Origin of the sequence: Belliella aquatica (assembly GCF_014637795.1) — a bacterium.
In the GTDB taxonomy this organism is placed as follows: domain Bacteria; phylum Bacteroidota; class Bacteroidia; order Cytophagales; family Cyclobacteriaceae; genus Belliella; species Belliella aquatica.
Genome location: NZ_BMFD01000001.1, coordinates 289,201 through 313,650, shown reverse-complemented (window position 1 = coordinate 313,650; position 24,450 = coordinate 289,201). Strand labels below are relative to the sequence as shown.

Below are 24,450 nucleotides of genomic sequence, written 5' to 3'. Positions count from 1 at the left end.
CAGTTTATTATGTGTTATTTAAAAAAGCTTATATGTCCGTTATCGAACAATCAATTTTTGAAAATGATACAAAAATAAAGGTGAATAAGGACCTTTAAAGTTTAATCTGCTTTTGTTAAAAATTCAAAAAAAGACCCGTCAACTTTGAAAAGCTGACGGGTCTTGAGCTGATGTTCTATAATTCTTAAAGAAACTCGTTGGCTAAATTGGCCAAGTCAGAGCGTTCTCCTTTTTCTAGCTTGATATGTGCATAGAGGGGATGATCTTTTACTCTGTCTATGAGATAGGAAAGACCATTACTTTGAGAATCAAGATAAGGCGTGTCTATTTGAAAAACATCTCCTGTAAAGATGATTTTTGTGTTTTCTCCAGCTCTGCTTATGATCGTCTTTACTTCATGCGGTGTCAGGTTTTGTGCTTCGTCAACGATGAAGAAGATGTTTGATAAAGACCTTCCGCGAATGTAGGCTAAAGGCTGTATGACCAATTTCTCCTGATTGATCAACTCAGTAATTTTTTGATATTCTTTATCGGATTCTTTGAACTGATTTTGAATAAATTTCAAGTTATCCCAAAGCGGCTCCATATAAGGATTCAGCTTAGATTTGATATCACCTGGGAGAAATCCAATATCCTTATTACTCAAGGGAACAATCGGTCTTGCTAAGTACACTTGTTTGTAATCTCTTCTTTGCTCAAGTGCTCCAGCTAATGCTAATAACGTTTTTCCTGTACCAGCTACACCTTGAATAGAGACCAATTTGACCCTTGGATTCATGATCGCATGGAGTGCAAAAGTCTGCTCTGCATTCTTTGGCTTGACACTGTAAGCCAATTGCTTATCCACCCGTTCCATGGTATTATCCTCGGCATTGAAGTAAGTTAGTACAGAGGTTTTTTCATTTTTCAGGATATAATAGCCGTTGGACTTTATCTTTTTCCTACCAAAAATCAGCTTTCCCTCCACATGATGTGAATCATAAAGCTTGTTGATGATATCCACATCTACATTTTCAATCAAGAACTTTCCTGTATTCTCGAGTTCGTCAAGATTTTTTATTTTACCTGTTTCATAATCCTCTGCATAGATATCGAGTGATTTTGCTTTGAGGCGAAGATTGATATCCTTGCTTACTAAAATCACTTTTCTTCCCTGCTCTGTTTGCTTAAGGTGAAGTGCTGCATTGAGGATTTTGTGATCATTTTTTTCCTCGCCAAAGATTTCGTTTGCATTGATATTGTTGTCAGGATTCATCAAAATCCTGAAATACCCCTTCGTCTTGCCATTGAGAGGTGTCCAATTGTGGATCATGTTGTCCTTGGAAAGATTATCCAAAAGTCGGATGAATTCCCGCGCCTCAAAGTTCTTGGTATCGTTTCCTTTTTTAAATTGATCGAGCTCTTCCAATACTGTAATCGGGATGACCACATCATGCTCAGCGAAGTTCATGATGCTGTTGTGTGCATACAGAATAACTGAAGTATCGAGCACAAAGATTTTACGGTCTTTATCAGATTTAGCTCTAGGCATAGGTTGAAAATTTTAATGGTTGTTAGCTGTCAATAAGTTAAAAAAATAATAGTAGGATTACCATGCATTTCCAGAAAAATAGATATTCAAGGCTCAAAATAATAGTTATAAGATTGATTTTCAGCCTTATAAATTCTCTTTCTTAGTAATTTTATTTTTAACACAAAAAGCATTAGAACTTTAAGCTTGAGTAGATGAAAATCTATCAAATGATCTAAAATTTTTAATTACTCAAAAACGCTTTGAATACTTTTCCCCAATAATTATTCTCAGGAGTGGCATGCTCAACACCATCTTTTGTAAGAAGGGCATTTTTGTAGGGTTCATTTTGATTCCATAACCATCCAAGCACAGAAACGTCTGTGTGTTCTGCTGCTTCAAGAAAATGTGAGACTGGCATTGGATCACCGACATTTTGTACTCCAATTTCACCAATGACAAAAGCAAAGTTCTTACTTTTCACTGCATTGAGCCTGGCTACAATACTCTCTTTACTGGAATTCAATAGCCACTTTTCATAGGCATGAATATCAAATAGGATATTGAACCTCCCTTCTAGAAGTTGATTGCCTTTAGACAAAATTACTTCTTCTGATTGGCCTTGTTCATTACCTGGAACTAAAATTATATTGTAAAAAGAAGCGATACTGCGGAGATTATCGACCATATCCACCATGTCATTCAGCCACCGATCATGTGTATATCCATTCTGATTATCCCAATGGTAAGGCTCGTTCCATACTTGAATCCACACGTCAGGCTGTTCTTTGAAGTGCTTGGCTATCTCCTTCATCTTTTGTTTGTATGCTGGATAGAAGTTTTGTTGAGCAGGATTCATACCGGTGATAAGCTCTTGATTGCCAGCTTCATCTACCCATCCAAATGGACAGAGTATCGTGACTATGCCATGTGCTCTATTCTGATCTACGATTGTTTGAAGAGGATGGTACCATACTCCATCACTTCCCTGAATAGGGTTTCCGGCTATTGGCTGTTCTCTTAAGTTGCCGATAAATTCTCTGACAATTTTAACCTGCCAATCATTCATCAATCTTGGGTCATTGAGACCAAATGTCTGCATGGCATTGACTCCTTTATATCGTATTTCTTCTTGATGATATAGGATGGAGCCTTTATCTATGGCAAAAGTTAAAGTAGAAAGATCCGGAATTGGGAAATTTGAATCACTTGGGTCTTCTTTTTGAGTACATGAAAAAAAAAGACCCAAAAGAATAACACACTTAATACGTTTTATAATCCCCGACTTCACTTTGCTCTATTTAGTTATTAAGAATTATGCCTTCAAGTTATTTAACATCTCTTTAAGATTTCTAAGGTCTGTTGGTTTGATAAGATAATTGCCGTGCAGGTCATATTTCTTCGCCATCAGTAAATCTTCCTTTTTACTTGACCCAGTCAGAATATAAATCGTGATTTTTTGTTCAACGGGTATTTTTATAAATTCATCTAAAAATTTCCAGCCATCCCAATTTGGCATATTCAAATCTAAGAGGATCAATTCGGGTAAATTTTTACCCGACTGAATAATGGCACTAAGCATATTATAGGCCTCAAATCCATCTTTACAGACCATGATATTGTCTACCATGCCAGAAAGTTCCATATACTTTTTTGTAAGCATCAGGTGAATTGGGTCATCTTCAATGATGCAAGCGAGGTTAATTTTTTTCATAGGGTAAAATGATTTTAAAGGTAGTTCCAACTCCTACTGCACTTTCTACTTCAATTGTCCCACCCATACTTTCAATCTGATTTTTTGTAATAAATAATCCTACACCTCTAGAGTCATCATGTTGGTGGAATGTTTTATACATACCAAAAAGCTGATCTCCGTACTTTTCAAGATCGATTCCTTGACCATTATCTTTGAAGGAAAGTATCACTTTATCATCAGTAACATCGGTGAGGATGTCAAGCTTGGCAGGTCTTTCCATCGACCTATATTTTATGGCATTCGTGATAAAATTAAGCGTGATACTATCCAAATAAGCCGTGATTCCTTCAACCTCTACTTTACTATCTACCTGGTTATTGACCGTTACTTTTGAAAGGCTTATCTGTGCAGCTAGGCTATCTATATTCTTTTGGACGATTCTTTTAAGATTAACTTTAGCCTTTTCCTTTTTACTTAGATTTACATTTACGACCTCCGTGAGGTCTTCCACAGTCTGCATCAAGTTATCTGCTCCTTGGTGGACAAGTTGTAAGAGTTCATTGTCTTTCAGCTCTGGGTTTTCGAACTGAAAAATATCTAATAAACCTGAAATACCCGAACTATGTGAACGAAGATTATGCGAAACTATATGTGCAAAATTCCTCAATCTCTTGTTTTGGTCCTGTGTAATATCTAACAAAGACTTGATTTCAATTTCTACCCTTTTTAGCTCTGAAATATCTGCCGCTACACCTAGGTAGCCTGTAATCTCCCCTTCTTGGACAACCGCAGTGATGGAAAGTAATACAGGAACCGTAAATCCATCTTTTCTTTTATATGTCCATTACTTAGTGTTAAACTTTCCTTTTACTGCATGATGGATAAAGACATCAAAACCTGAAATAAGTCTACCCTCTTGTTCAGATAGTTCCTCTCCTTCTTTTAGAACTTCTGAATCCAGATGAATAACCTGTGGGGTATACTTTCCTATCAGCTCTTCTGCCTTGTAACCTGTTAATTTTTCTGCTCCAGAATTAAAAAGGGAAATGACTCCATTCTTGTCTGTTGCTATAATAGAAACCTGTGTACTCGCATCCAGTATAGCTTTGAGTCTTGCCAAGGCTTCTTGGAGTTTTCTTTTTGACTCCTTTTCTTCAGAAATATCTCTAATAAAAGACCATATTAGTTTTTTACCTTTCGTATCTTCCACTACCACGCCTTGCAATGCCACAGGGTAGCGAGACCCATCCTTGCGAATATACTCTTTTTCAAAAAGATCAAAACTACCCTTTGACTGCATTTGATTCAAGGCCACGATTTCAAGAGGCTCGTATTCCTTTGGTGTAACATCCCAATAGCTTAATGCCATAAACTCCTCTTTGGTATATCCTGTAGGTTCCAAGAGTTTTTGATTTCCGTCTAGGAACTTTCCTGTTTCATAATCATTAAGAGCTATTCCTATAGGAGAGAGAACATACAAAGTCTCAAGTAAGCTTTTGTTATAAATCAACTCTTGCTCGGCATTTCTCCTATTTGTAATATTTCTACCCATTCCAACTAAGCCTCGAACCTTTGCATTCTGGTCATAAATCGGAAACTTAGAAGTGAGCAACCAAATTTCATTTCCATTTTTATCTGTCAATACTCCTTCTTCATTGAGTAGGCTTTCACCATAAAACAGTACCCTTTCTTCTGCCTGTGATGTGCCAATAGAGACTTCAGGAGGGTAGATCTCATCATCTGTTTTACCCAAAACTTCTTCTTCAGTGCGTGCTCCACATAATTCTACATCTGCTTTATTTGCGATCAATTTATGCCCTTCCAAATCTTTGACATAAATTGCATCTGGGCTACTATCAATTATAGTTCGCAATAGAGATCTTTCTTCAAGTAGTTTTAATTCTATATTTTTTCTCCCTGATATCTCGATTAGTGTACCGTACATTTTCAGAGCCTTGCCCTCTGCTGACCATTCAAATATTTTTCCTCTGACATTCACCCATATCCAGCTACCGCTTTTATGCTTCATGCGCATTTCTAGCTCAAAAAACATTTTTTCTTTTTTAAAGCACTTCTTAATTACATCTTGCGCTTTCAAAAGATCTTCTGGCATGGCATTATTGAGCCATTTATCAAAAGTAATTGGCTGCAATTCTTCGACAGTATATCCGAGTAACTCAGCAAAACGGTCGTTGATGAATACTTCATCCGTATCAATATTCCATTCAAATGTACCCGCTTGAGTCCCTTCCAAAACAGCCCGATATCGATTTCTAACTTCTACTATATCTTGGACAGGCCTACCCTCAGATATGACAAAGATTACTTTACCTCCATCATCAAAAATAGGCTTCATGCTAAATAAAATAGTGATAGGTGTTTGATCAGCTACCCAAACTTCAACTTCATGAATAATAGTCTCCCCTAGAAGAACTTTTTCAAAGTTTGTTTTAAGCTCTTGTCTTGTTTTACTTGATATTTGCCACCAGTAACAATCCCAATAATATCGGCCTATCACATCGCTGTGTTTGAGACCAGCCATATTGATAGCTGTATCATTAGCATCTAGAAGGACACCTTTATCATCAAGAAACATTATAAAACTAAAGGTGAGGTTAAAAATACCTTTGAATTTAAGCTCGTTTTGCTTGATTTCAGTAATATCCTGAAAACTGCCAATAATTTTTTCTCCTAGTTTTTTACCTGTGCTTCTCACCCAACGTTGATTTCCTTTGGCAGTAATCAAAATACAGGTGACATCAAAGCGCTTACCCAGCTCCATGCAATCAGTAAGTGCATCAATGATTATTTTCCTATAATCGGGATGGTAGAACTCTATGCCATTGTGCTTATTGTGATCAAAGTCTAAGTCAACTTCATGGATTCTATACACAGTTTCGGCCCATTTTGTCTGACCTGATTTGATATCAAGCTCCCATGACCCTATACTATTTGCCTGTTCAGTTTCTTTGAAAAACTCAATATTTTTTTGCAATTCTAAATTCAACGCAGTCATTTCATTTTGACTTCGTCTAAGTTCAAAAAGTTTAATGGTCTGATTAGCTAAACGCTGTAGCTGATTGAGTTGATCAGCAGTAAGCTTTTTGGGAACATCATCAATAACACAGAGCGAACCTAATGGTAATCCATTTTGGGAAACAAGCGGAATCCCCGCGTAAAAAATCACATTCGGATCATCTTCTGTCAATGGGTTGCCAGAAAATCGCTCATCTTGTCTGGCGTCTTCCACCACAAACGGCTGATTTGGGGTATGAATTGCATGAGCACAAAAGGAAAAATCCCTTGAAGTCTCTTTCACCTCTAATCCATGGTGAGAAAGAAACCACTGCTTGTCTGCTGTGACTAAACTGATCAGTGAAATTTTGGTGCCACAAATCTTGGCTGCCATCTCAGTAATGAAATCAAAGTCTTGATCCTCTTCAATCCCTACTATCTGAAAAGACGCCAACTCTTTTAGTCTTTCTTCCTCGTTTGATGGGATTTTTGGATTTTGCATAAATTTGGATTTAATAGGTTACTTATAATATTCAATCATAGATTGAAGGATTATTGAAGTAAAAAGAGTGCTTTTTATTCATTAAACAATTAGTCGTCAGTTGGTGGAAGCATCACTATCTTACTCCAGTAAGATTTTATTACTTCTGCAAGGTTGTCTAAACCATATATGTCTTCTGGCTTGACGATATAGGAACTGGATTGTTCTTTATATGCTTTCAGGATATCTTGTTTTCTAGAAGACGTGGTCAGCATCAAAATAGGAATTTGTTTGAAAGCCTCCATTGACTTGATTCGTTGCAAAGCTTCATGCCCATCCATGAGTGGCATATTGATATCCATCAAGATCAAGTCAGGACCTTTCACATTTTCATATGGTGTTTCTTTTTTGAGAAACTTTATCGCCTCCAATCCATTGACAACGTGATAGAATTCCTTCAAAAACTGTTGCTCTTCTAATGCTTCTCTGATTAAAAAAGCGTCTTCTTTGTTATCTTCGACTAAAAGTATGTTCATTTTTTTCATTTGATTTGATTCAATTTGCTGCTATCAATAATTAGTAAGAGAAGCCACATTAAAATACATAATTAGTATATTATTTCATATTTTATCATAAAATGTTAATCAAATTTATTTGTTTTTAGTGGCTACGATTTGGGAATTGTAAATTTGAAAACTGTACCTTGAGGAATATTTGACTCAAACCATATCTTTCCTTGATAGGCTGAAATAATTTTTTTACAACTGGCTAGTCCTATGCCAGTACCACTATAATCTGTGTCTGAATGCAAGCGTTTGAATATTTCAAACACCTTATTCTGATGTTCTGGAGCAATACCAATACCATTGTCTGCTACGCTAAAGGTCCAACATTTTTCATCTTCTTGCCAATCAATATTAATTTCAGATACTTGACCCTTAGGCTGATACTTGATTCCATTATCAATAAGATTAGTGAATAGCTGAACAAAAGAACTGGCATCTCCTTTAATCACTGGCAGGCTTGATTTTGTAAAAATCACTTTACTAAGTTTCACGTCATTTTTATAATTTGAAATGATGGAATTCAAAAGCGCATTAAGTTCGATCGGTTTGTCATCTATATTACCTGTTTTCGAAAAGTCCAAAATATCTGTAATCAATTCTTTCATTCGATTGGCATTATTGTAGGCATTATCGATGTAACTATTTGCCTTTTCATCTAACAATTCCCCATATCTTTTTTGAAGAATAGAAAGGTAAGTGGTAATACCTCTCAGCGGCTCTTTTAAGTCATGTGCAGCGATATAGGCAAACTGTTCGAGCTCTTCATTTTTTTGCTCGAGCTGTCCTTGAATAGATTTAATATGACTGATGTCGGTTGCAGCAAATAAATATCCTTTTGTAAGGTTTTCTAGTTTGATTTCAGTTATTGATATCAAAACATCGATTGTTGATCCATTGGCTTGCTTAAATGTCCATTCTTTACTTTTATACCTACTATCATTAGCAAATGCATTTAACAATTCCCTATCCTCTTCTTTACCAGTTAGACCCTTTAGCGTTTCTATCGATGCTTTCTCCCATTCTTCATCTAAAAATAAAATTTGTTTTATTGATTGACCAACGAGCTGCTTTGCTTCAAATCCTAAAAGTTTATGTACCCCAACATTGGTGTTCAATATTACACCATCTTTATCAGTCGAAACGAAAGCAACTTCTGTAGTTGCTTCCATTAATGCTTGATTTTCTGCCAAAAGGGCTTTCAACCTCATTTCAGCGCGTTTTAGCATAGAAATATCTATAATCTGGGAGATAAAGTATACAATATTACCTTCTTTATCTTTTACCATAGATACTGCTAACATGATATAAACGATGTGTCCCTTTTTGTGAAAATATCGTTTTTCCATTTGATAATGACTTCTCTCACCTTTGATCAATTCATTCAAAAATGATAAATCTGCATTGAGGTCTTCTGGATGAGTGATGTCTTGAAAAGTAAGGTTTTTTAACTCTACTTCGGAATATCCCACGATTTTACAAAGCCTTGCGTTTACTTCTAACCACTTGCCATTTTGATCTAGCAAGGCCATACCTATGGCAGCATTTTCAAAATTTCCCCTGAAAGCTACTTCACTAATCGTAAGAGCCTCTTCTTTTTGTTTCCTGATCGTGATGTCCTGAATGTATCCATGCCAAATTATACTTCCATCTGTATTTTTGTATGGTGTTGCATTTCCTTCTACCCAAATCGTTTTCCCAGAAGGTAATATGGTACGATATATATCACGCCACTGCGTCAAGTTGCTTGCTGATTCTTGGATGCTAAGCGTGACTTTTTCCAAATCCGCTGGATAAATCGACTTAAAAGCAAAACTCGCATCTGTTTTTACCTGGTCTGGTGTTAAACCGTAGATATTTTCGATTCCTGTACTTGCATAAGGAAAACAAGAAGATCCGTCTGGATTGAGTTGGAACTGATATATCACTCCAGGTATATGTTGACCTATCAACTCAAACCTTTCTAAAACTTGGTTCTTTAGTTGTTCAGCGTCTTTTCTTTTGCTAATATCCTGATGCGTGCCATACATCATTAAAGGCTTGCCATCTTCGGTCCATTCAAACACTTTTCCTCTATCATAGACCCAAACCCAGTGCCCACTTTTATGCTTCATTCGGGACTCCATTTCATAGAATTCGGATTTTTGCTGAAAGCAGACATTCAGTCGGAGACTTGATTCTTCTAGGTCTTCAGGATGTGCGAGCATCATCCAAGTTTCAATACTTATAGGCGCTAACTCTTCTAATGTATACCCCAACATTTCTGCCCATCGCTCATTGAAAACAGTTTCTCCAGTTTGAACATTCCACTCCCACGTTCCTACAAGAGTTCCTTCTATCACCGATTTATATTTTCGTCTGGTATCAATGATTTCCTGAATAGGACGCCCTTCAGGAATGATGTAAATTACATTTCCCTTTTCATCAAAAATTGGCTTGAGGCTGAAAAGAATAGTGATTGGGCTTTGATTTGCTATCCAAACTGCTACTTCATATTCTAATGTTTCTCCAGAAAGTACTCTCTGAAAGTTTGCTTTGAGTTCTTGTTGCGTTTTAGTGGATATCTGCCACCAGTAGCAATCCCAAAAATACTTCCCAATTACATCCCCCCGCTGTAAACCTGCCATATTTAAAGCCGTATCATTCGCCTCCAACAAGATGCCCTTGGTATTCATAAAACCAATGAAGGAAAAAGTGGAATTAAAAATACCTTTGAATTTTAGCTCATTATTTTTGATACTGGTAATATCCTGTAAACCACCTAAAAGTTTATCTCCAACTTTGCGACCTGAGGCTTTTACCCATTTCTGATTTCCTTTTCCTGTGATTAAAATACATTCTAAGCTAAAAGGTGTATCATTATTTATACAATCAGAAACTACATTTGAGATAATCTCTCTGTAATCAGGATGGTAAAAATTCAAGCCATTTTCTTTATGATGCTCAAAATCTTTCGGGACTTCATGTATGCTATAGACCATTTCGCTCCAGATGGTTGCTCCAGTAGAAATGTCCATTTCCCAATATCCAACACCCGAATCTTCAAGAATAGTCTGCAATTTTATTTGTTCCTCTCTTAGGGCTGTAATATTTTGATGAATGCCCAACATCCTTAATGGAGTCCCCTTTTGATCACGAATAGCTTTTCCATAACACCTGATCCAAATGATATGACCTTGCTTGTGCGTATATCTTACCGTCTGATCATATGGATAATTCTCATCAGAAAGATGTCTATGGAAATTATCTGTTGCTACTTTAAGGTCATCCAAATTGATTATCCCTTGCCAGGCACTTGGAGTATGTGGCATCTCAGCAGGATTGTATCCCAATACTTGCCAAAACCTAGCATTCATCCACTCATTCTCAGGTTTTTCAATATCCCAATACCACATTCCATCTAGACAAACCTCTTGGATAAAATCAAAAATGCTTTCGTCTTTTTTGACCAAATCATACAATTCTTCTCTTAAATAATTCCCTTTTACTATATCCATCTGACAAAACCAGTCTCCTAATGAGCCTATTTATTTAATTTTTTAATGTGTCTATCTCTTGGAAAAAATAGATCCACATCACTTTTTACCACTACTTATAAATAATACACTTAATATATAATGAATTAATCTGAAATTAAAAATTTTAGCCCCCTATTAAACAGTTGCAACAAGGTGTCATATATTACTTTCCAAGTTTTAGTTGCCTTTACAGGGGTGGTTTGGAATGGCTGTAAGAAAATCCCTAGATTTGGTATGATAACATTAAATTTATGAGAAATACAATACTTCTAAGCTTGGCCTTGCTGATCCTTTTTTCTTGTGGTGGAAATAATGAAACTGCTGATAAGGTTTTTATAAACGGATTCATCTACACTGTTGAAGATAATCAACCCACTGTAGAAGCTGTAGCCATCAAGGATGGAATCATCATTGCTGTGGGAACAAAAGAAGAAATTCAAGCATTTGTCGGCAAAAACACAGAAACCATCGACCTGCAAGGTAAAACCATGACACCAGGATTGATTGAATCCCATGCTCATTTGATGGGAATCGGATACAACAAGCTGGATATAGACTTAATGTATGTCAAAACCTACGATGAACTGGTAGAAAAAGTAGCCGAAGCTGCTAGCAATGCTGAGCCGGGAGAATGGATCACAGGTAGAGGTTGGCACCAAGACAAATGGATCGAGATGCCCGAGCAAACAGTCAATGGATTTCAAACCCACGATGCCTTAAGTTCGGTCACTCCTGACAATCCTGTTTACCTTGCACATGCATCGGGACATGCTTCGTTTGTCAATAAAAAAGCCATGGAACTTGCTGGCATCACACCATTGGGGAGTGAAAATCTCAAGCAAGAAGTGGAAGGTGGAGAAGTCATCCGCGACGAAATTGGCAATCCAACAGGCGTATTAGTAGAAACAGCTTCAGGCTTAGTGGCAAAATTAATTCCAAAAGATACTCCAGAAAGGGCCGAAAAAGCGCTAGAACTCGCACTTCTGGAATTGGCCGAAAAAGGCATTACTTCCTTTCATGATGCTGGTGGAAATCAGGATTTGATCGATCTCTTGGAAAAATTCCAAGCTGAAGGAAGATTGACCTCAAGAATGTACGTGATGCTCTCCAGCAGAATCCCTGAGCTTCTTGAAGCTTGGTACAAAAAAGGACCAAAAATAGATCCTGATCATATGGTGACTGTTCGCTCTATCAAGCTCAATATGGATGGAGCACTAGGACCATGGGGCGCATGGCTATTGGAAGACTATGAAGACAAGCCAGGCAGCAGAGGTCATGAAACCATGCCAATAGACAAGGTGAGCACAGTGGCAGAAAAAGGCCTCCAACTCGGTTTTCAGGTAAATTCCCACGCCATTGGAGATAGAACCAATAGAGAAGTATTGGATAGGTACGAGGCTGCTTTTGCCAAATTCCCTGAGGTGACAGATCATAGGTTCCGTGTAGAACATGCACAGCACTTACATCCAGATGATATCAGCAGATTTGGGGATTTGGGTGTTATTGCAGCCATTCAGGCAATCCATTTGAGTTCTGACAGACCATGGGCAATCGGTAGATTGGGAGCCAAAAGAATCAAAGATGGAGCTTATGTGTGGCAGAAATTGCTAGGCTCGGGTGCAGTGATATCTAATGGTACCGATGCACCGGTAGAGCCTGTTGATGCACTTCCATCATTTTATGCGTCAGTATCTAGAAAAACTTTGAAAATGACACCTGAAGGAGGCTATGAACCTGATCAAAAACTGACAAGAGATCAAGCCTTAAAATCTTACACACTTGCCGGTGCTTTTGCAGAGTTTGAAGAAGACTTCAAAGGATCTATCAAAGTGGGAAAAGCAGCTGATTTCACTGTTTTTGATAAGAATATTATGGAAATCCCAGAAAACGAGATTCTTAACACCAAGGTGATGATGACTGTAGTGGGAGGAAAAATAGTATTTAAGGCAGATTAATACAATCAATATTATACTTCTACACACTTTACCAAACTAAGAGCAGAAATTACAGCCCCTTCCATATAACCTGATGATTGTGATGCCGTCTCTGTACCGCCAAAAAACAATTTATTTCCCAAATAACCTTGATGAAATAATGGATGTCCATTATTTTGATGCGGTCTCTGATTGGATTGATTACCGGCTAATATAAAGTCATCTGTCCAGACTTTATCAAAATACGCCAAGGGTGTAGAAGCTTGCGACCCTAATAATTGATTGAGTTGCTTTAAAACAAGTTCTTTTCTCAAATCTTGTGAATACGAAGTTGCACCTCCATTTAAGAAACCAGTAAAACCGAATTTATCTCCCTCAAAATTAGTGTGATCATACATTTCGCTTATTATCCCTGAATGGCTGTATAGCATTCCAGAGTATCCATTTTCTCTCCAAAAAGGTATGCTGTACTCTAACACAAATTTAATGCTACCTGCCATCCATGTTTGAACATTTGGCATCAAATCCTTTAAGTCTTGAGGTAGTTCCGGATAAATTTCTATTTTTTTGGCAACAAGTTGTGGTGGAAGACATAAAAATACTTGCTTCGCATAAAATTTATCTCCTGCTGTGCTTTCTAATTCAATACTATTATCAAGGTCTTTAATGACTTTTATCCTGGTATTGAAGTGCATTTTTTCAAATTTCGTTTTTTGAAATAATGTATCAATCAAGCTTTGCGTACCCTTAACCATTCTGTAAGAAGGCTCATTAGATTCAGGAACAAAAAATTCTTGTGCAGGCTCAAAAGATTTAGTCTGAAAGAGTGATTTTCCTTTGGAAAATTGGGGAAACTTTTGAACCCCCAATTCCTCCATTAAAAAAAGTAAATTTGGATGCATCTCTGAAAACCAAGTCGCACCAAGTTCTAAAGGAGTATGCAATACGCCCTGTTGAGTCTGAATTCTTCCTCCTAGTCTACTCGAAGCTTCAATAAGCGTCACTTTGATGTTTTTCCTGTCAAGAAGGTATGCTAAAGTGAGTCCACTAAGCCCTCCTCCAACAATGACTACTTGTGATGTTATTTGCATGTTGTTTTGGATGAAGGTTATAATTCGGAATGAAGGTAACTTAAATTAAAAAATTACACAGTGTACAAAAGACTAATTTTTATACTAATTGTTTAAATCATCTTTTCCCCCATTATTAATCTTTTCTTCTACCTCTTGCTTTTCCTCTTCATCGGCTTTTTCTAAGCCATCTGTATTGTCCTTGTCAGGTTCATAGTTTATAGTAATCATAATCGGATAATGATCAGAACCGATCTTTCCCAGCTTTTGAAGACTGATTAAACCAAATTCCTTGGAATAAAAAATATGATCAAGTGGATAGCGCATCAGCGGTATAAAAACGCTGTAAGTATTGAATAAACCTCTTCCTTCGCGCGGATCTACTAACTCACTGTATTTTCTAAAAAGCTTGGAAGTAGCAGACCAACCCACGTCATTCAAATCACCGGCAACTAGGGTTGGATATTCAGAGTCTTTGATTTTTTTCCCAATTAAGAGCAATTCTGTATCTCTTTCATAGGTGGCTGTTCCCGGTTTTGGTGGCTCAGGATGAACTCCATAAAAATCGATTTTTACCCCTGATTGTAAAGTAATCTTTGTAAAAATAGATGGAATATCTTCTTTGACTAAAAAATTTACTTTGCTCTCAGTTAATGGGAATTTTGAAAGTAATATCATTCCATAGGTGTTCTCAAGAGGATATTTGATAGCGTAAGGAAAATCATCATCAAGCTTGGCAATAGAAGTCGCCCATACTTGATCAGGTTCGTTGATTAAAAGAATATCAGGCTTTATCTTTTGAACCAAGTTATGAAAACTCTCTTTATCCTCATTTTCCATTCGGACATTTACAACAAGTAACTTCAAGCTGTTTTCTCCTTGTGGTTTGTTACTATCTTTTGCTTGTACTTTGTAAAGTGGCGTATATACTACAACAAATTGAATCTGATAGATTAACGAAACTAACAAAATGATCAAGAATGGAAGCTTAAATTTCCATTTGAAATCTACATAAATAGAAGCCAAAACAAACGCTAGAAGCGTAGAAACAGCAATTTGAATTCTCGGAAAATCAAATATTCTAATCCACCACTCAGCAGAGTCGATGAGTGGTAATCCTGTCGTAATGAGAACAACGGCGCATAGAATTAGCGTAAATATTTTCACTTTTTATACCTGAATTCGTTTCTCTTTCTGAGGTTTATATTAAGAAGAACAAATTTGATTACACCCTCTCTTAAGTCATCGCAAGCGATACTTGAAGTAATCATGATTTATAGAAAAGTTTGAGATAAATATTGATTTCAAAGAAAATGTCATTTATTGATTTTTCCCAAAACAGTGTTTTCCTCTAGTCCCTCCTCATAAACTGACCAACTCATCACTCCATTTTTGGGCATGGTAGCAGCATCAACAATTCCTTTTCGCTCTTCACTTAACTTTTTGTTGTTTTCTTGAACAGACTTTTCGGTTCTATTTGTGCCAACTGATTTTTCGTCCAATAAGCCATTTGTTTCATGGATATGGTCAAGAGGATTGTTGATAACTTGCCAATCTTCACCCAATTCAGGACTTTTCCCTTCGTTCCAAGGACCTTTAAACTCATCTCCTTTTGACATCTTAAAGTATTTGTTGCTATATCTTGGGTCACTTTCTAAGATTCCTGGAGGGAAATTCGGTTTGATATTCTCCAAAGCAGCCTGAAACATTTGAAAGTGTGCTACCTCTCGAGTCATCAAATATCTCAAAGACTCTTTTACATAGACATCGTCCGTATATTTCATAAGGTTTTCATAGACCATTTTAGCACTTGTCTCCGCACCTACATTTAAGCGAAGGTCTGCTGTCAGATCACCCATACCCATGATGTATGAAGCATTCCAAGGGTTTCCAACACTATCGGTTAATGTTGGTGTCCCACCACTTACAAGAAAAAACTGAGGATTAATCATGGCCTCATGAATGTAATTTTCTTTCGCAGCATTCCCGTCTAGCATTTGGTTGAGATCAGATTCATCTGCTGCGTTTTTCAACTCACCGTTGACACCAGTGAGCAACATTTGGATCGTGGCACCAACGATTTCAAGATGGCTAAACTCTTCTGTCGCAATGTCCATCAACATATCATACTCTGCGGGATACGCTTTACGACAGCCAAACGCCTGTACAAAATATTGCATGGCTGCTTTGAGTTCGCCATTAGGACCACCAAATTGTTCTAAAAGTAGTTTTGCAAAACGAACATCTGGCTTAGAAACCCGCGCATTAAATTGCAATTCTTTTACGTGATGAAACATGATTTTAAAGTTTAAAGCTTGAAAAACTAATTGAAATGAGTTGTGTTAAAATATTGGTAAACAAAATTACGTGCGTTGAAACAAAAAAGTGTTACAATATTATTGGGTAATGTTATGTTATTTCACCCGTATTCTCAGTTAATTAAAATTTTAAACCTTTCCTGCGAATGCAGCAATTCCAACATGGACTAGCATAAAATGATCCATAAGGACTTTGAAAAAGTGAAGGCAAAAAATCTCAATCCTAATCGATATTCGTAGAAACGTTTAAAATTGACTCTTTAGTAGGAAGCCCAACTCCTGGAGGTAAATCCAGTACAGGATTATCATTATTGGAAATACCTCCATCTTGATCGTCATCATCCCTTCCCTGATCTTTGCCTACCACCATTTTTATAACTTTATAAATGATATAAATATTTAAGATGATAAAAGGTATGTAAAGTGGATGGGCTATTATGTAATCAAGCATAGCGTAGTGAAACCAAATTTTTAGATCAATATAAAATCAAACCTCTATCTTCCATAATTGTTTGAATTACAGTAAATTAAAAATTTTCAAGCAATATGATTATTCGAAATCACGTCAGGATAGAAATTTATCACAAATAATCTCAGGAATAATCGTTATCCGTCGATTGCTATAAATGCTTCTATTGAACTAAATATCAGTATTCTGTTTGGCTACTGATATAAAAGCGGATATACATCTTAATGAATTGAGTTGGGAGAAAAACCAGATTAAAAGCCTTTTTTACCTAATAACTATTATTTCCAATTGAAGGAAATATAAATTGATTTATCAACTACAAATTGTAAAGGAATCCAAATCCTTCAATTATGTAAGTTAATCGACTAATTATATAATTTATTAGTATGTAAAAACGGTAGCTTGCATTTCATTTTAAAAAACAACCATTATGGAATTCGAAAATAAAAATAAAAACAAAAGCGAAGGCAAAGGGACCAAGGCTATTGAATCTCAAACTGCCAAAATACCTTCTCAAGTATTCTTATGGTCTGCTTTAGGATCAATGGCGATCTCTGCGGGTCTGAAAATTGCTGGTCGTAAACATACCGCATTATTTGTTGGCCAATGGGCCGCCCCATTTTTACTATTAGGTATTTACAACAAATTAGTGAAGTTAGATGGTCATGATAAGCATGACAACGGCTAAACGAAAAAGCCCCATTTTGGGGTTTTTTTTATATTCATTTTGAAGTTTAATGTTGAGTCTATGGTGTCTTGCAGGATTATGAAGGACCTTCCTTTCCACCTATAACGGCATTCAGCTAGTAGACGGCGTGCATGTCTGCGGTAGGCAAGCATTCGGAGCCGTTCTCTTCCAACCTACTCCTAACTTCTTAAAGGTTCTAAACTTTCAATTTACTCTGAACCGCCCGCTATATCCAAGGTGATGTTAGAGTGCGTTATTCCTTTTGCCGCATTAAAGAAAGGTCAATCCAATTCTTTTATTCAATCCTTGTTCAAAAATCCGGATAAGGGTTGACAACTGGATATTTCCTTTTCCATTTTCTAGCTTAGAGATATAACTTTTCTTTGTTCCTGCCTTTTCTGCCAATTGTTCTTGAGTCAGATTTGCTTCCTTCCTCGCTTCTTTTAGCATTTCGCTGATGATGAACATCTGGGCATTCTCTTCATACTTGTTCCTGCTTTCACTTCCAATTTTTCCATGTTCCAATTCGATCAGTTCATCGAATGTTTTGACTTTGCTATAATCCTTCATGATCCTATTTCTTTGTTTGAAAATATTCCTTCATTAATCTTTCTGCCTTCTCTATTTCATTCTTTGGGGTCTTTTGGGTCTTTTTTTGAAAACCGTTGAACAGAACCACCAGCCTTCCTTCATCAAAGCAGCAGAAAATTCTATAAATGTTTGATTGAAATTCCACTCTTATTTCAAATAACCCCTCAGTTCCTTCAAGATGCTTGAGAAACTTTTCTGGTACCCTTTCCACTTGCTTGATCAGCTCAAAAACGTATTGAATCTTACTTTTAACCTTATCATTTTGGCTTTGGTAAAATTCAATAAAGTGGTTTTCATAAAAAATGATCTTCCTTACCATATTCACAAAGTTATCTCAAAAGATAACATTTTCCAAAAATGCAGCGGTTTCTTTTAATGCACCACAACGGGATTCAGCTTGGAGACGGCGGGCATGTTTGCCGCCAGGCAGGCATCCGTAGCCGTATACTTCAGGCTTATTCCAAACTTCTTAAAGATAATAAACTTTCAATTTACTCGGAACCGCCCGCTGCCTTCCAAGGTGATGTTATGCACTGTTCTTTTTCATTTTTTTGAGGCAATTAGTTCAAAAATCAATTCTTTCAATATTTCTAAATCACTCTCTATTGTTCCTTTCATATATCTTTCAAACACACTTTTATTGTCAGGAGGGTTTAGGTTCAGAATCAACCCTTTTTCCAAGGCCAATAACCTTAAAAACTCTCTTTGTGCACGTCCGTTACCTTCTCTAAAGGGATGAAAATAATTTACATTATCTAAAATTTCGGCTAACTTCTCTGCTAATTCTTTTCTTCTGTTTTTTCGAATTTTCTTGTAGTCAGCTATTAAAGAATTAATGTAGCTACTGGCATTATCAAAATGGATGGTGGGAAAAAATTGTTTTCCATCCTTACTTATTTCCACAACCCGTTTTTTGCCAGCCCAGATATATATATCTTGAAACAAATGCTTGTGAATATCAAAAAGGTTTTCAATTCCTTTAATCTTAATGGGATTATTGTAAAGTTCCTGAAGTCGTTTTGTTACTGCTCCACTTTCAACAAAAAGCAATACTTCCGGATCTGTAATTCCCGGAATGTTTTTTAAAATTCCTGTTTTTGGGTCTACATAAGTATAATCAAAGTCTATGTACTTATAGGAATCAGACATAAGCCTTTTCTTCCGCAAACTTCACCAATTCACTCAATGAAATTTTCCCTTCTACATAATCCCTGATTATTTCAACCCCTTTGGGTGTAGGTATAAAACCTTCAAACATATTACTTCCTAAAGCATTTGCTGTGCTTTCTAAAGTCTTTAAATCTGAAAATTTCACTCCCATTATCGTCAGGTTATTCCTATCAATTTCGATTGTAGCAAACATATGTTTTGGTTTTAATCCTTCGACGAATTTACAAAATTTCCGTCATTTTATTCTTAGGTCCCTCTTTTTTAGAATAGTGCATAACGGTTAGTATATGAAAAGTAGGCGATTTCGAAGCACTAAACTTTCGGTTAAGCACAAAGTTAGATACAAGCCAAAAGCCTTGAATTTACTACTGTTTCGCCTATTTTTTATATACATTGTTGTGCGTTCGGCTTTTTATTTCTGTTGGTATATTACTTCCCAAACTGGTTCAAATTCTAATTCGTTAAAGTCAAATGAATGTAAATTGCTCCCTTTATAAATTCCGTTACTAAAAGTGTGTTGTATCCAATTTACAAAAGTCCAATTTCCTGTTTTCTCAGGCTGGTTCCATCTTCTTGTTTTAAAGATTGTTGCCTTTGAGTTTATCTTTTCTGACAATTCTCTCAAAATTGGTTTAGAGTCAATTTTTAAATTCTTTGCAATTGACACTACTATAAAATAACCAAATTTTAAATCACGTTTATTTTCAAAGTCTCGTTCATTTGATATCGTAATATAAATGTCGGGCGGAGTTTGTCTTTTGTCGCAAATTGTCCAAATTGGTTTCCATATTTCAAGGTTTAGGAAGTACTCTTTTAGGTCATTAGGTATTGTCCACTTATCGTGTGATTTTTCATCCCATTTCAGTCGTCCAAGTTTTATGTCCGAATGAAAGATAAATTCTTTGTTGTCCTTTTTAGAAATTCGCTTTTCAGGTTTATACTTTATGGCTTTAATTCCTATCTCTTTTACGTTTTCAGTTTGCTTTATGAGTAAATCAAAATATGGTTGAAAGTCTGACTTCCAATTGTTTGCTATCCAAGGAGATTTGTTTTCGTCCGTCTGCCCAAAAATCAAGTAAAAATCATATTGTCTGTTCCAACTTGAATCAGAGTTGGTCAAATTGTCGTAAAGGTTTACAAACTTATTTCCTAACTCCTTTATTAAATTCATTTTCTGCTGGTTCTTGTTTCATTTCTAAGCTGACGCACAACGGTTTTCTTCACGCAACAATTGCGCTATTTGTTCCATATGGAATGTATTGCGCAACTGTTGCGTATATTTTTAAATTATCTAAACATAAAACTAATTTCTAAATATCCAATCCATCTAAAGGACTTTTAATTTGATCAAACCCTTTGGTAGTTATATGAGTATAGATTTGAGTAGTTTTTGGGCTCTCATGACCTAACAAACTTTGAATATACCTTAAGTCTGTACCATTTTCCAAAAGATGGGTAGCAAAAGAATGGCGTAATGTATGAACTGTGATCTTTTTCTTAATTTCTGTTCTTTGCAATGATTGTTTGAGAATACTTTGAATACTCCTTGCAGAGTATTTAAGAGGTTTCTCAATTTTACTTCCCTGACCCTCAAATAAATAATAATGGGGCCGTTCCTGCTTGATATATATGCGCAAAATTTCTAACGCCTTCGAAGATAATAAAGTGTATCTATCTTTTTTACCTTTTCCTTGCTCTATCCTTATCTGCATTCGATTAGAGTCTATATCTTTAATTTTAAGATTAATTAATTCGCTAATTCTCAATCCCGCCGAATAAATTGTCATTAATATTGCTCTGTGCTTCAAATTAATTGTTGCTTTTAGAATTGCCGAAACCTCCTCTTCACTCAAGACCTCAGGCAATATCTTTTCTCTTACTGGCCTATCCACATGATAGTATTTTCGCTCTCCTCCTTTTACCTTCTCGAAATAGAACTTAATAGCATTAATAGCTTGATTTTGATAAGAACTTGAAACTTTTCTTTCATTTACTAAATATCTCGAAAAATCCATTACTTCCTTTTCACCTAATTCTTCCAAAGGAATTTGAACAAAATAGTTCAAAAACTCTTCAAATAAAGGAACGTATGCTTTGATAGTCCCTTCACTATACCTTCTCTCCTCCAGCTTATGAATATACTCCTCCGGACACTTTCTGTAATTGGGTATTTCAGCACTTGACTTTCTCTGAACCTTGTCAGGCCTTGCTTCTTCTCTGTAAATAAGCACTAAACCAAACTGCTCAATCTTCTTTTTTATCTCCTCCAAAAACTGCTCAGAATAAGGAATACTCCAAGACTTGCTCTTACTGTCCCACTTATAATACGGAAAGCTCTTAAGCACTTTCATCAGCTCAGCATGAAATCCAAAATACAAGCGAAGTCGCGCCTTAGCTGTCTTGACCATCAATACTTGGTTATTATCTAATAAAACTACCTCATCTTTCTGCGGAATTTCAATCAATGGTCGTTCGGTGATTTGATGCAAGCGATCTCCAAGATATCCTTTCAACAGCTCAACGTTTCCGGGATAATGGGGAATCTCCCAAAAAAAACCCTCCTTATTCCAGCGAGAATATCGGATACTGCGAATAAATTTTATGTCATCCTCATTCTTGGGAATCCTTAGAATTATTTTTCTCCCAATGATTTCGATTGATATGGGTCTTTGCTCCATAAGCGCTTATTTATTGCCAAAAAAACAAAAGCTACTTTCTAAAATACCTTAAATCAAAACCAAGTAAAAATGATTGATCTAAATTAAACGTTTAATATCCGCCTAGGCCTCTCTCTTACACCTCAACCAAAAAAAGCCCCTGATCTCTCAGAGGCTTTTCTTAATACCAACTTTCCCAAAGTTGAAGTTATTAAAGATTACTTGTGTGTTGGTTGACCCACTCTAAAATAGCTTCAAAATCGAATTTTCCTGATGCTACTGAAATGACTAAATCATATTTCTCATCATGTGATGCATCAATATCCTTTCCGAAATTCATCAAAACCAAACGCATTAAAACATAACCGGTTCTTTTATTTCCATCCATAAATGGATGGTTCTTGACTATACTTTCTAATATTGCTCAAGCTTTTTCTTCAGGACTTGGATAAAACTCTATTTCTCCAAAACCACCAAATGGACGTTCAAGTGCTGATTTTAATCCGTTTTCATCTCTCACTCCAGACAAACCACCGAACTCTTTAATCAAAACAGAATGTATTTCCAATACCTCTTGGTAATCTATCATTTCGCCAATTTTTCAAGGAGCTCTCTGTCTTCCTTTAATATTTTATTAAAATTGAGTGATAGTTTCATTTTGCCCGCAGTAGTTTTTTCAACTTGACGAAGATATTGTAAAAGCTCTTCCAAAACTTCTTCGGGAAGCTTATTTACAATTTCTACAATTTCGTTTTTTATTTCCATAGCAACCTTAATTCATACTTGATTAAAACACCTTTCTTCGGTTGTAAGTTTTTATGACGTCTTAGCTAAAGATAAACAAATTATTACAACCAAAAAAAGCCCCTGATCTCTCAGAGGCTATTTTCATATACAAACTTTGTGTCTTAGCGCCTTTGTGGCACAACCACTTACTTAAGAAAAAGGATATTTCCCTTTTGCAATCATATAATCTGCTATCTCTCTTCTCAAGGTTCTCGTATCTACCAAATCCATCTTAGTAAAGCGCTTCAAGCCCATCAACATCACTTTCTGCTCGTCACCTTTAGTGAAAGAACCAATTGCTTCTTTGGCAGCTGCATTGATTTTATCTACTGCAGTAGAAAGATAAACTTGTGACATAGCTATCTGATTTTTACAAGTTTCCTCGCCTTTCATACTTACCAATTTTTCGGTTCGAAGAATAGCTGATTCTGCTGCATAGATTTCGATCATCACATCAGCTAGATTCATCATGATCTCTTGCTCCGATTCGATCTTATCCTGAAGTGCCATGGCAGCTTTGCCACCGACCATTAAGAATACTTTCTTCAGTTTCTTGATTACTTCTTTTTCCGCTGCAAAAAGCTCCGAAGTATCTACCGTTTCGAAACTTGGAACTGAAGTCAGTTCTTGAGAAACTGCCATTGCCGGCTCAAAAAGGTTAATCTCACCTTTCATTGCTCTCTTAAGAACCATGCCCACCATCAGCATTCTGTTGATTTCGTTGGTTCCTTCGTAGATTCTCACGATTCTAGCATCTCTGTAAGCGCGCTCCATTGGGGCATCGGCAGAATAGCCCATTCCTCCATAGACTTGCACACCTTGATCTACTACATAATCCAACACCTCTGATCCATGAACCTTAGAAATCGCACATTCGATCGCAAATTCTTCCACACCTTTCAGCTTGGCTACGGCATCTTCCATTCCTCCTGATACCAGGTCATTGATCCGGTCTTCGATATCCTGTCCAGCTCTGTAAGTCAAAGATTCTGAGACATACGTTCTGATCGCCATTTCTGCCAATTTGGACTTGATTGCACCGAATGTATTGATGCTTACGCCAAACTGTTTTCTTTCTGTAGAGTATTTGATACACTGACTGATCACTTCTCTAGAACCGTTTAGAATTCCTGCACCAAGCTTCACTCGGCCAATATTCAGGATATTCACAGCGATTTTGAAACCATTGCCTCTGTCAGAAAGCATGTTTTCTGCTGGAACTTTACAATCGTTGAAGAAAACCTGACGGGTAGATGATCCTTTGATCCCCATTTTCTTTTCCTCTTCATTCATGGTAATTCCACCGAATCCTTTTTCTACTACAAAAGCAGTAAGGTTTTTATCATCTTCGATTTTAGCAAAAACGATAAAGATATCTGCAAAACCTGCGTTTGAAATCCACATTTTCTGGCCATTGATCAGGTAGTGTTTTCCATCTTCAGAAAGCGTTGCTTTGGTTTTCCCACTATTGGCATCTGAACCAGCATCGGGTTCAGTCAAACAATAGCAAGCAGCCCACTCACCTGTGGCTAACTTAGGTAAGTATTTGGATTTTTGTGCTTCTGTGCCGTAGTACAAAATCGGCAATGTTCCGATACCTGTGTGCGCGCCGTAAGTGGTCGAAAAAGAACCCGCAGAACCAATGATGTCTGCCATCAGCATAGACGTATTGAAGCTCATGCCCATTCCACCATATTCCTGAGGAACTGCAATGCCTAAAAGTCCAAAATCACCTGCTTTTCTGAAAATATTTGGAATAATTTCAGGATTTTTCATGCCGTCAATCTCTTCGATATTTGGAGTGATTTCCGTATCGATAAAATCCTGACAAGCCTGCGCCATCATTTTTTGTTCTTCATTGAATTCCTCAAAGATGAAGATTTCTTGGGCCTCAGTTTCCTTGATCAGAAACTCACCCCCGTTGATTGATTGTTTTGTTATAGTTGACATGTAAATTATGTTTTAATTACTTTGGATCGATGTT

General features: G+C 36.5%; 21 protein-coding genes and 1 pseudogene. 2 read left to right on the top strand and 20 right to left on the bottom strand.

The window, feature by feature from the left end:
* Positions 1 to 184: 184 nt before the first annotated feature.
* From IEV57_RS01350 to IEV57_RS01315, 6 genes and pseudogenes are all read right to left on the bottom strand, one after another.
* On the bottom strand, positions 185 to 1,531 hold the full coding sequence (locus IEV57_RS01350) for a PhoH family protein (protein WP_188438841.1): 1,347 nt from the start codon (positions 1,529 to 1,531) through the stop codon (positions 185 to 187).
* A gap of 223 nt (positions 1,532 to 1,754) precedes the next feature.
* Positions 1,755 to 2,759 (bottom strand): cellulase family glycosylhydrolase, encoded by a 1,005-nt coding sequence (locus IEV57_RS01345; protein ID WP_229744198.1) that lies wholly within the window; start codon positions 2,757 to 2,759, stop codon positions 1,755 to 1,757.
* Between the two features lie 66 nt (positions 2,760 to 2,825).
* The gene (locus IEV57_RS01340; RefSeq protein WP_188438839.1) at positions 2,826 to 3,224 is read right to left on the bottom strand and encodes a response regulator; all 399 of its coding nucleotides are present in this window, start codon (positions 3,222 to 3,224) and stop codon (positions 2,826 to 2,828) included.
* A pseudogene (locus IEV57_RS01325) lies at positions 3,211 to 6,723 on the bottom strand (PAS domain S-box protein). The gene IEV57_RS01340 and the pseudogene IEV57_RS01325 overlap by 14 nt, the downstream one beginning before the upstream one ends.
* 89 nt (positions 6,724 to 6,812) lie before the next feature.
* Complete coding sequence (locus tag IEV57_RS01320) at positions 6,813 to 7,238, bottom strand: response regulator (RefSeq protein WP_229744197.1); 426 nt, start codon at positions 7,236 to 7,238, stop codon at positions 6,813 to 6,815.
* Positions 7,239 to 7,369: 131 nt separating this feature from the next.
* Positions 7,370 to 10,762, bottom strand: coding sequence for a PAS domain-containing sensor histidine kinase (locus IEV57_RS01315; RefSeq protein ID WP_188438831.1), 3,393 nt, complete (start codon positions 10,760 to 10,762; stop codon positions 7,370 to 7,372).
* Between the two features lie 272 nt (positions 10,763 to 11,034).
* Here IEV57_RS01315 and IEV57_RS01310 point away from each other — a divergent pair, with 272 nt between their 5' ends.
* Entirely contained in the window at positions 11,035 to 12,738 is a 1,704-nt protein-coding gene (locus IEV57_RS01310; RefSeq protein ID WP_188438829.1) for an amidohydrolase, read from the top strand.
* Positions 12,739 to 12,749: 11 nt separating this feature from the next.
* On the opposite strand, the gene IEV57_RS01305 is transcribed toward IEV57_RS01310, so the two are convergent.
* From IEV57_RS01305 to IEV57_RS01290, 4 genes are all read right to left on the bottom strand, one after another.
* The gene (locus IEV57_RS01305) at positions 12,750 to 13,808 is read right to left on the bottom strand and encodes a flavin monoamine oxidase family protein (RefSeq protein WP_188438827.1); all 1,059 of its coding nucleotides are present in this window, start codon (positions 13,806 to 13,808) and stop codon (positions 12,750 to 12,752) included.
* Between the two features lie 84 nt (positions 13,809 to 13,892).
* Positions 13,893 to 14,954 (bottom strand): endonuclease/exonuclease/phosphatase family protein, encoded by a 1,062-nt coding sequence (locus IEV57_RS01300; RefSeq protein WP_188438825.1) that lies wholly within the window; start codon positions 14,952 to 14,954, stop codon positions 13,893 to 13,895.
* A gap of 149 nt (positions 14,955 to 15,103) precedes the next feature.
* On the bottom strand, positions 15,104 to 16,084 hold the full coding sequence (locus IEV57_RS01295; RefSeq protein ID WP_188438823.1) for a manganese catalase family protein: 981 nt from the start codon (positions 16,082 to 16,084) through the stop codon (positions 15,104 to 15,106).
* A 244-nt stretch (positions 16,085 to 16,328) separates the two neighbouring features.
* Positions 16,329 to 16,556, bottom strand: coding sequence for a hypothetical protein (locus IEV57_RS01290; RefSeq protein ID WP_188438821.1), 228 nt, complete (start codon positions 16,554 to 16,556; stop codon positions 16,329 to 16,331).
* Positions 16,557 to 17,004: 448 nt separating this feature from the next.
* Here IEV57_RS01290 and IEV57_RS01285 point away from each other — a divergent pair, with 448 nt between their 5' ends.
* Positions 17,005 to 17,262 carry a hypothetical protein gene (locus tag IEV57_RS01285; protein ID WP_188438819.1) on the top strand — a complete coding sequence of 86 codons (258 nt, stop codon included), beginning with the start codon at positions 17,005 to 17,007 and terminating at the stop codon, positions 17,260 to 17,262.
* A 270-nt stretch (positions 17,263 to 17,532) separates the two neighbouring features.
* On the opposite strand, the gene IEV57_RS01280 is transcribed toward IEV57_RS01285, so the two are convergent.
* The 10 genes from IEV57_RS01280 to IEV57_RS01240 all read right to left on the bottom strand — a co-directional run bounded on the left by IEV57_RS01280 (position 17,533) and on the right by IEV57_RS01240 (position 24,416).
* Positions 17,533 to 17,832: a helix-turn-helix domain-containing protein gene (locus IEV57_RS01280; protein ID WP_009033879.1), complete on the bottom strand. Its 300-nt coding sequence runs from the start codon at positions 17,830 to 17,832 to the stop codon at positions 17,533 to 17,535.
* A 4-nt stretch (positions 17,833 to 17,836) separates the two neighbouring features.
* Positions 17,837 to 18,172, bottom strand: coding sequence for a type II toxin-antitoxin system RelE/ParE family toxin (locus tag IEV57_RS01275; RefSeq protein ID WP_188438816.1), 336 nt, complete (start codon positions 18,170 to 18,172; stop codon positions 17,837 to 17,839).
* Positions 18,173 to 18,396: 224 nt separating this feature from the next.
* Positions 18,397 to 19,002, bottom strand: coding sequence for a Fic/DOC family protein (locus IEV57_RS01270; RefSeq protein ID WP_188438814.1), 606 nt, complete (start codon positions 19,000 to 19,002; stop codon positions 18,397 to 18,399).
* Positions 18,995 to 19,216 carry an antitoxin VbhA family protein gene (locus IEV57_RS01265; RefSeq protein WP_188438812.1) on the bottom strand — a complete coding sequence of 74 codons (222 nt, stop codon included), beginning with the start codon at positions 19,214 to 19,216 and terminating at the stop codon, positions 18,995 to 18,997. Before IEV57_RS01265 ends, IEV57_RS01270 begins: the two co-directional genes overlap by 8 nt.
* 219 nt (positions 19,217 to 19,435) lie before the next feature.
* Positions 19,436 to 20,194 (bottom strand): hypothetical protein, encoded by a 759-nt coding sequence (locus tag IEV57_RS01260; RefSeq protein ID WP_188438810.1) that lies wholly within the window; start codon positions 20,192 to 20,194, stop codon positions 19,436 to 19,438.
* Positions 20,195 to 20,333: 139 nt separating this feature from the next.
* Complete coding sequence (gene xerA / locus IEV57_RS01255; protein ID WP_188438808.1) at positions 20,334 to 21,701, bottom strand: site-specific tyrosine recombinase/integron integrase; 1,368 nt, start codon at positions 21,699 to 21,701, stop codon at positions 20,334 to 20,336.
* 190 nt (positions 21,702 to 21,891) lie between these two features.
* Positions 21,892 to 22,089 carry a type II toxin-antitoxin system death-on-curing family toxin gene (locus IEV57_RS19325; RefSeq protein ID WP_262891029.1) on the bottom strand — a complete coding sequence of 66 codons (198 nt, stop codon included), beginning with the start codon at positions 22,087 to 22,089 and terminating at the stop codon, positions 21,892 to 21,894.
* A gap of 15 nt (positions 22,090 to 22,104) precedes the next feature.
* Positions 22,105 to 22,269, bottom strand: coding sequence for a Fic family protein (locus IEV57_RS19320; protein ID WP_229744195.1), 165 nt, complete (start codon positions 22,267 to 22,269; stop codon positions 22,105 to 22,107).
* Positions 22,266 to 22,445 (bottom strand): hypothetical protein, encoded by a 180-nt coding sequence (locus IEV57_RS01245; RefSeq protein WP_188438806.1) that lies wholly within the window; start codon positions 22,443 to 22,445, stop codon positions 22,266 to 22,268. Before IEV57_RS01245 ends, IEV57_RS19320 begins: the two co-directional genes overlap by 4 nt.
* Positions 22,446 to 22,616: 171 nt before the next feature.
* Positions 22,617 to 24,416, bottom strand: coding sequence for an acyl-CoA dehydrogenase FadE (locus IEV57_RS01240; RefSeq protein WP_188438804.1), 1,800 nt, complete (start codon positions 24,414 to 24,416; stop codon positions 22,617 to 22,619).
* Between the last annotated feature and the right edge of the window lie 34 nt (positions 24,417 to 24,450).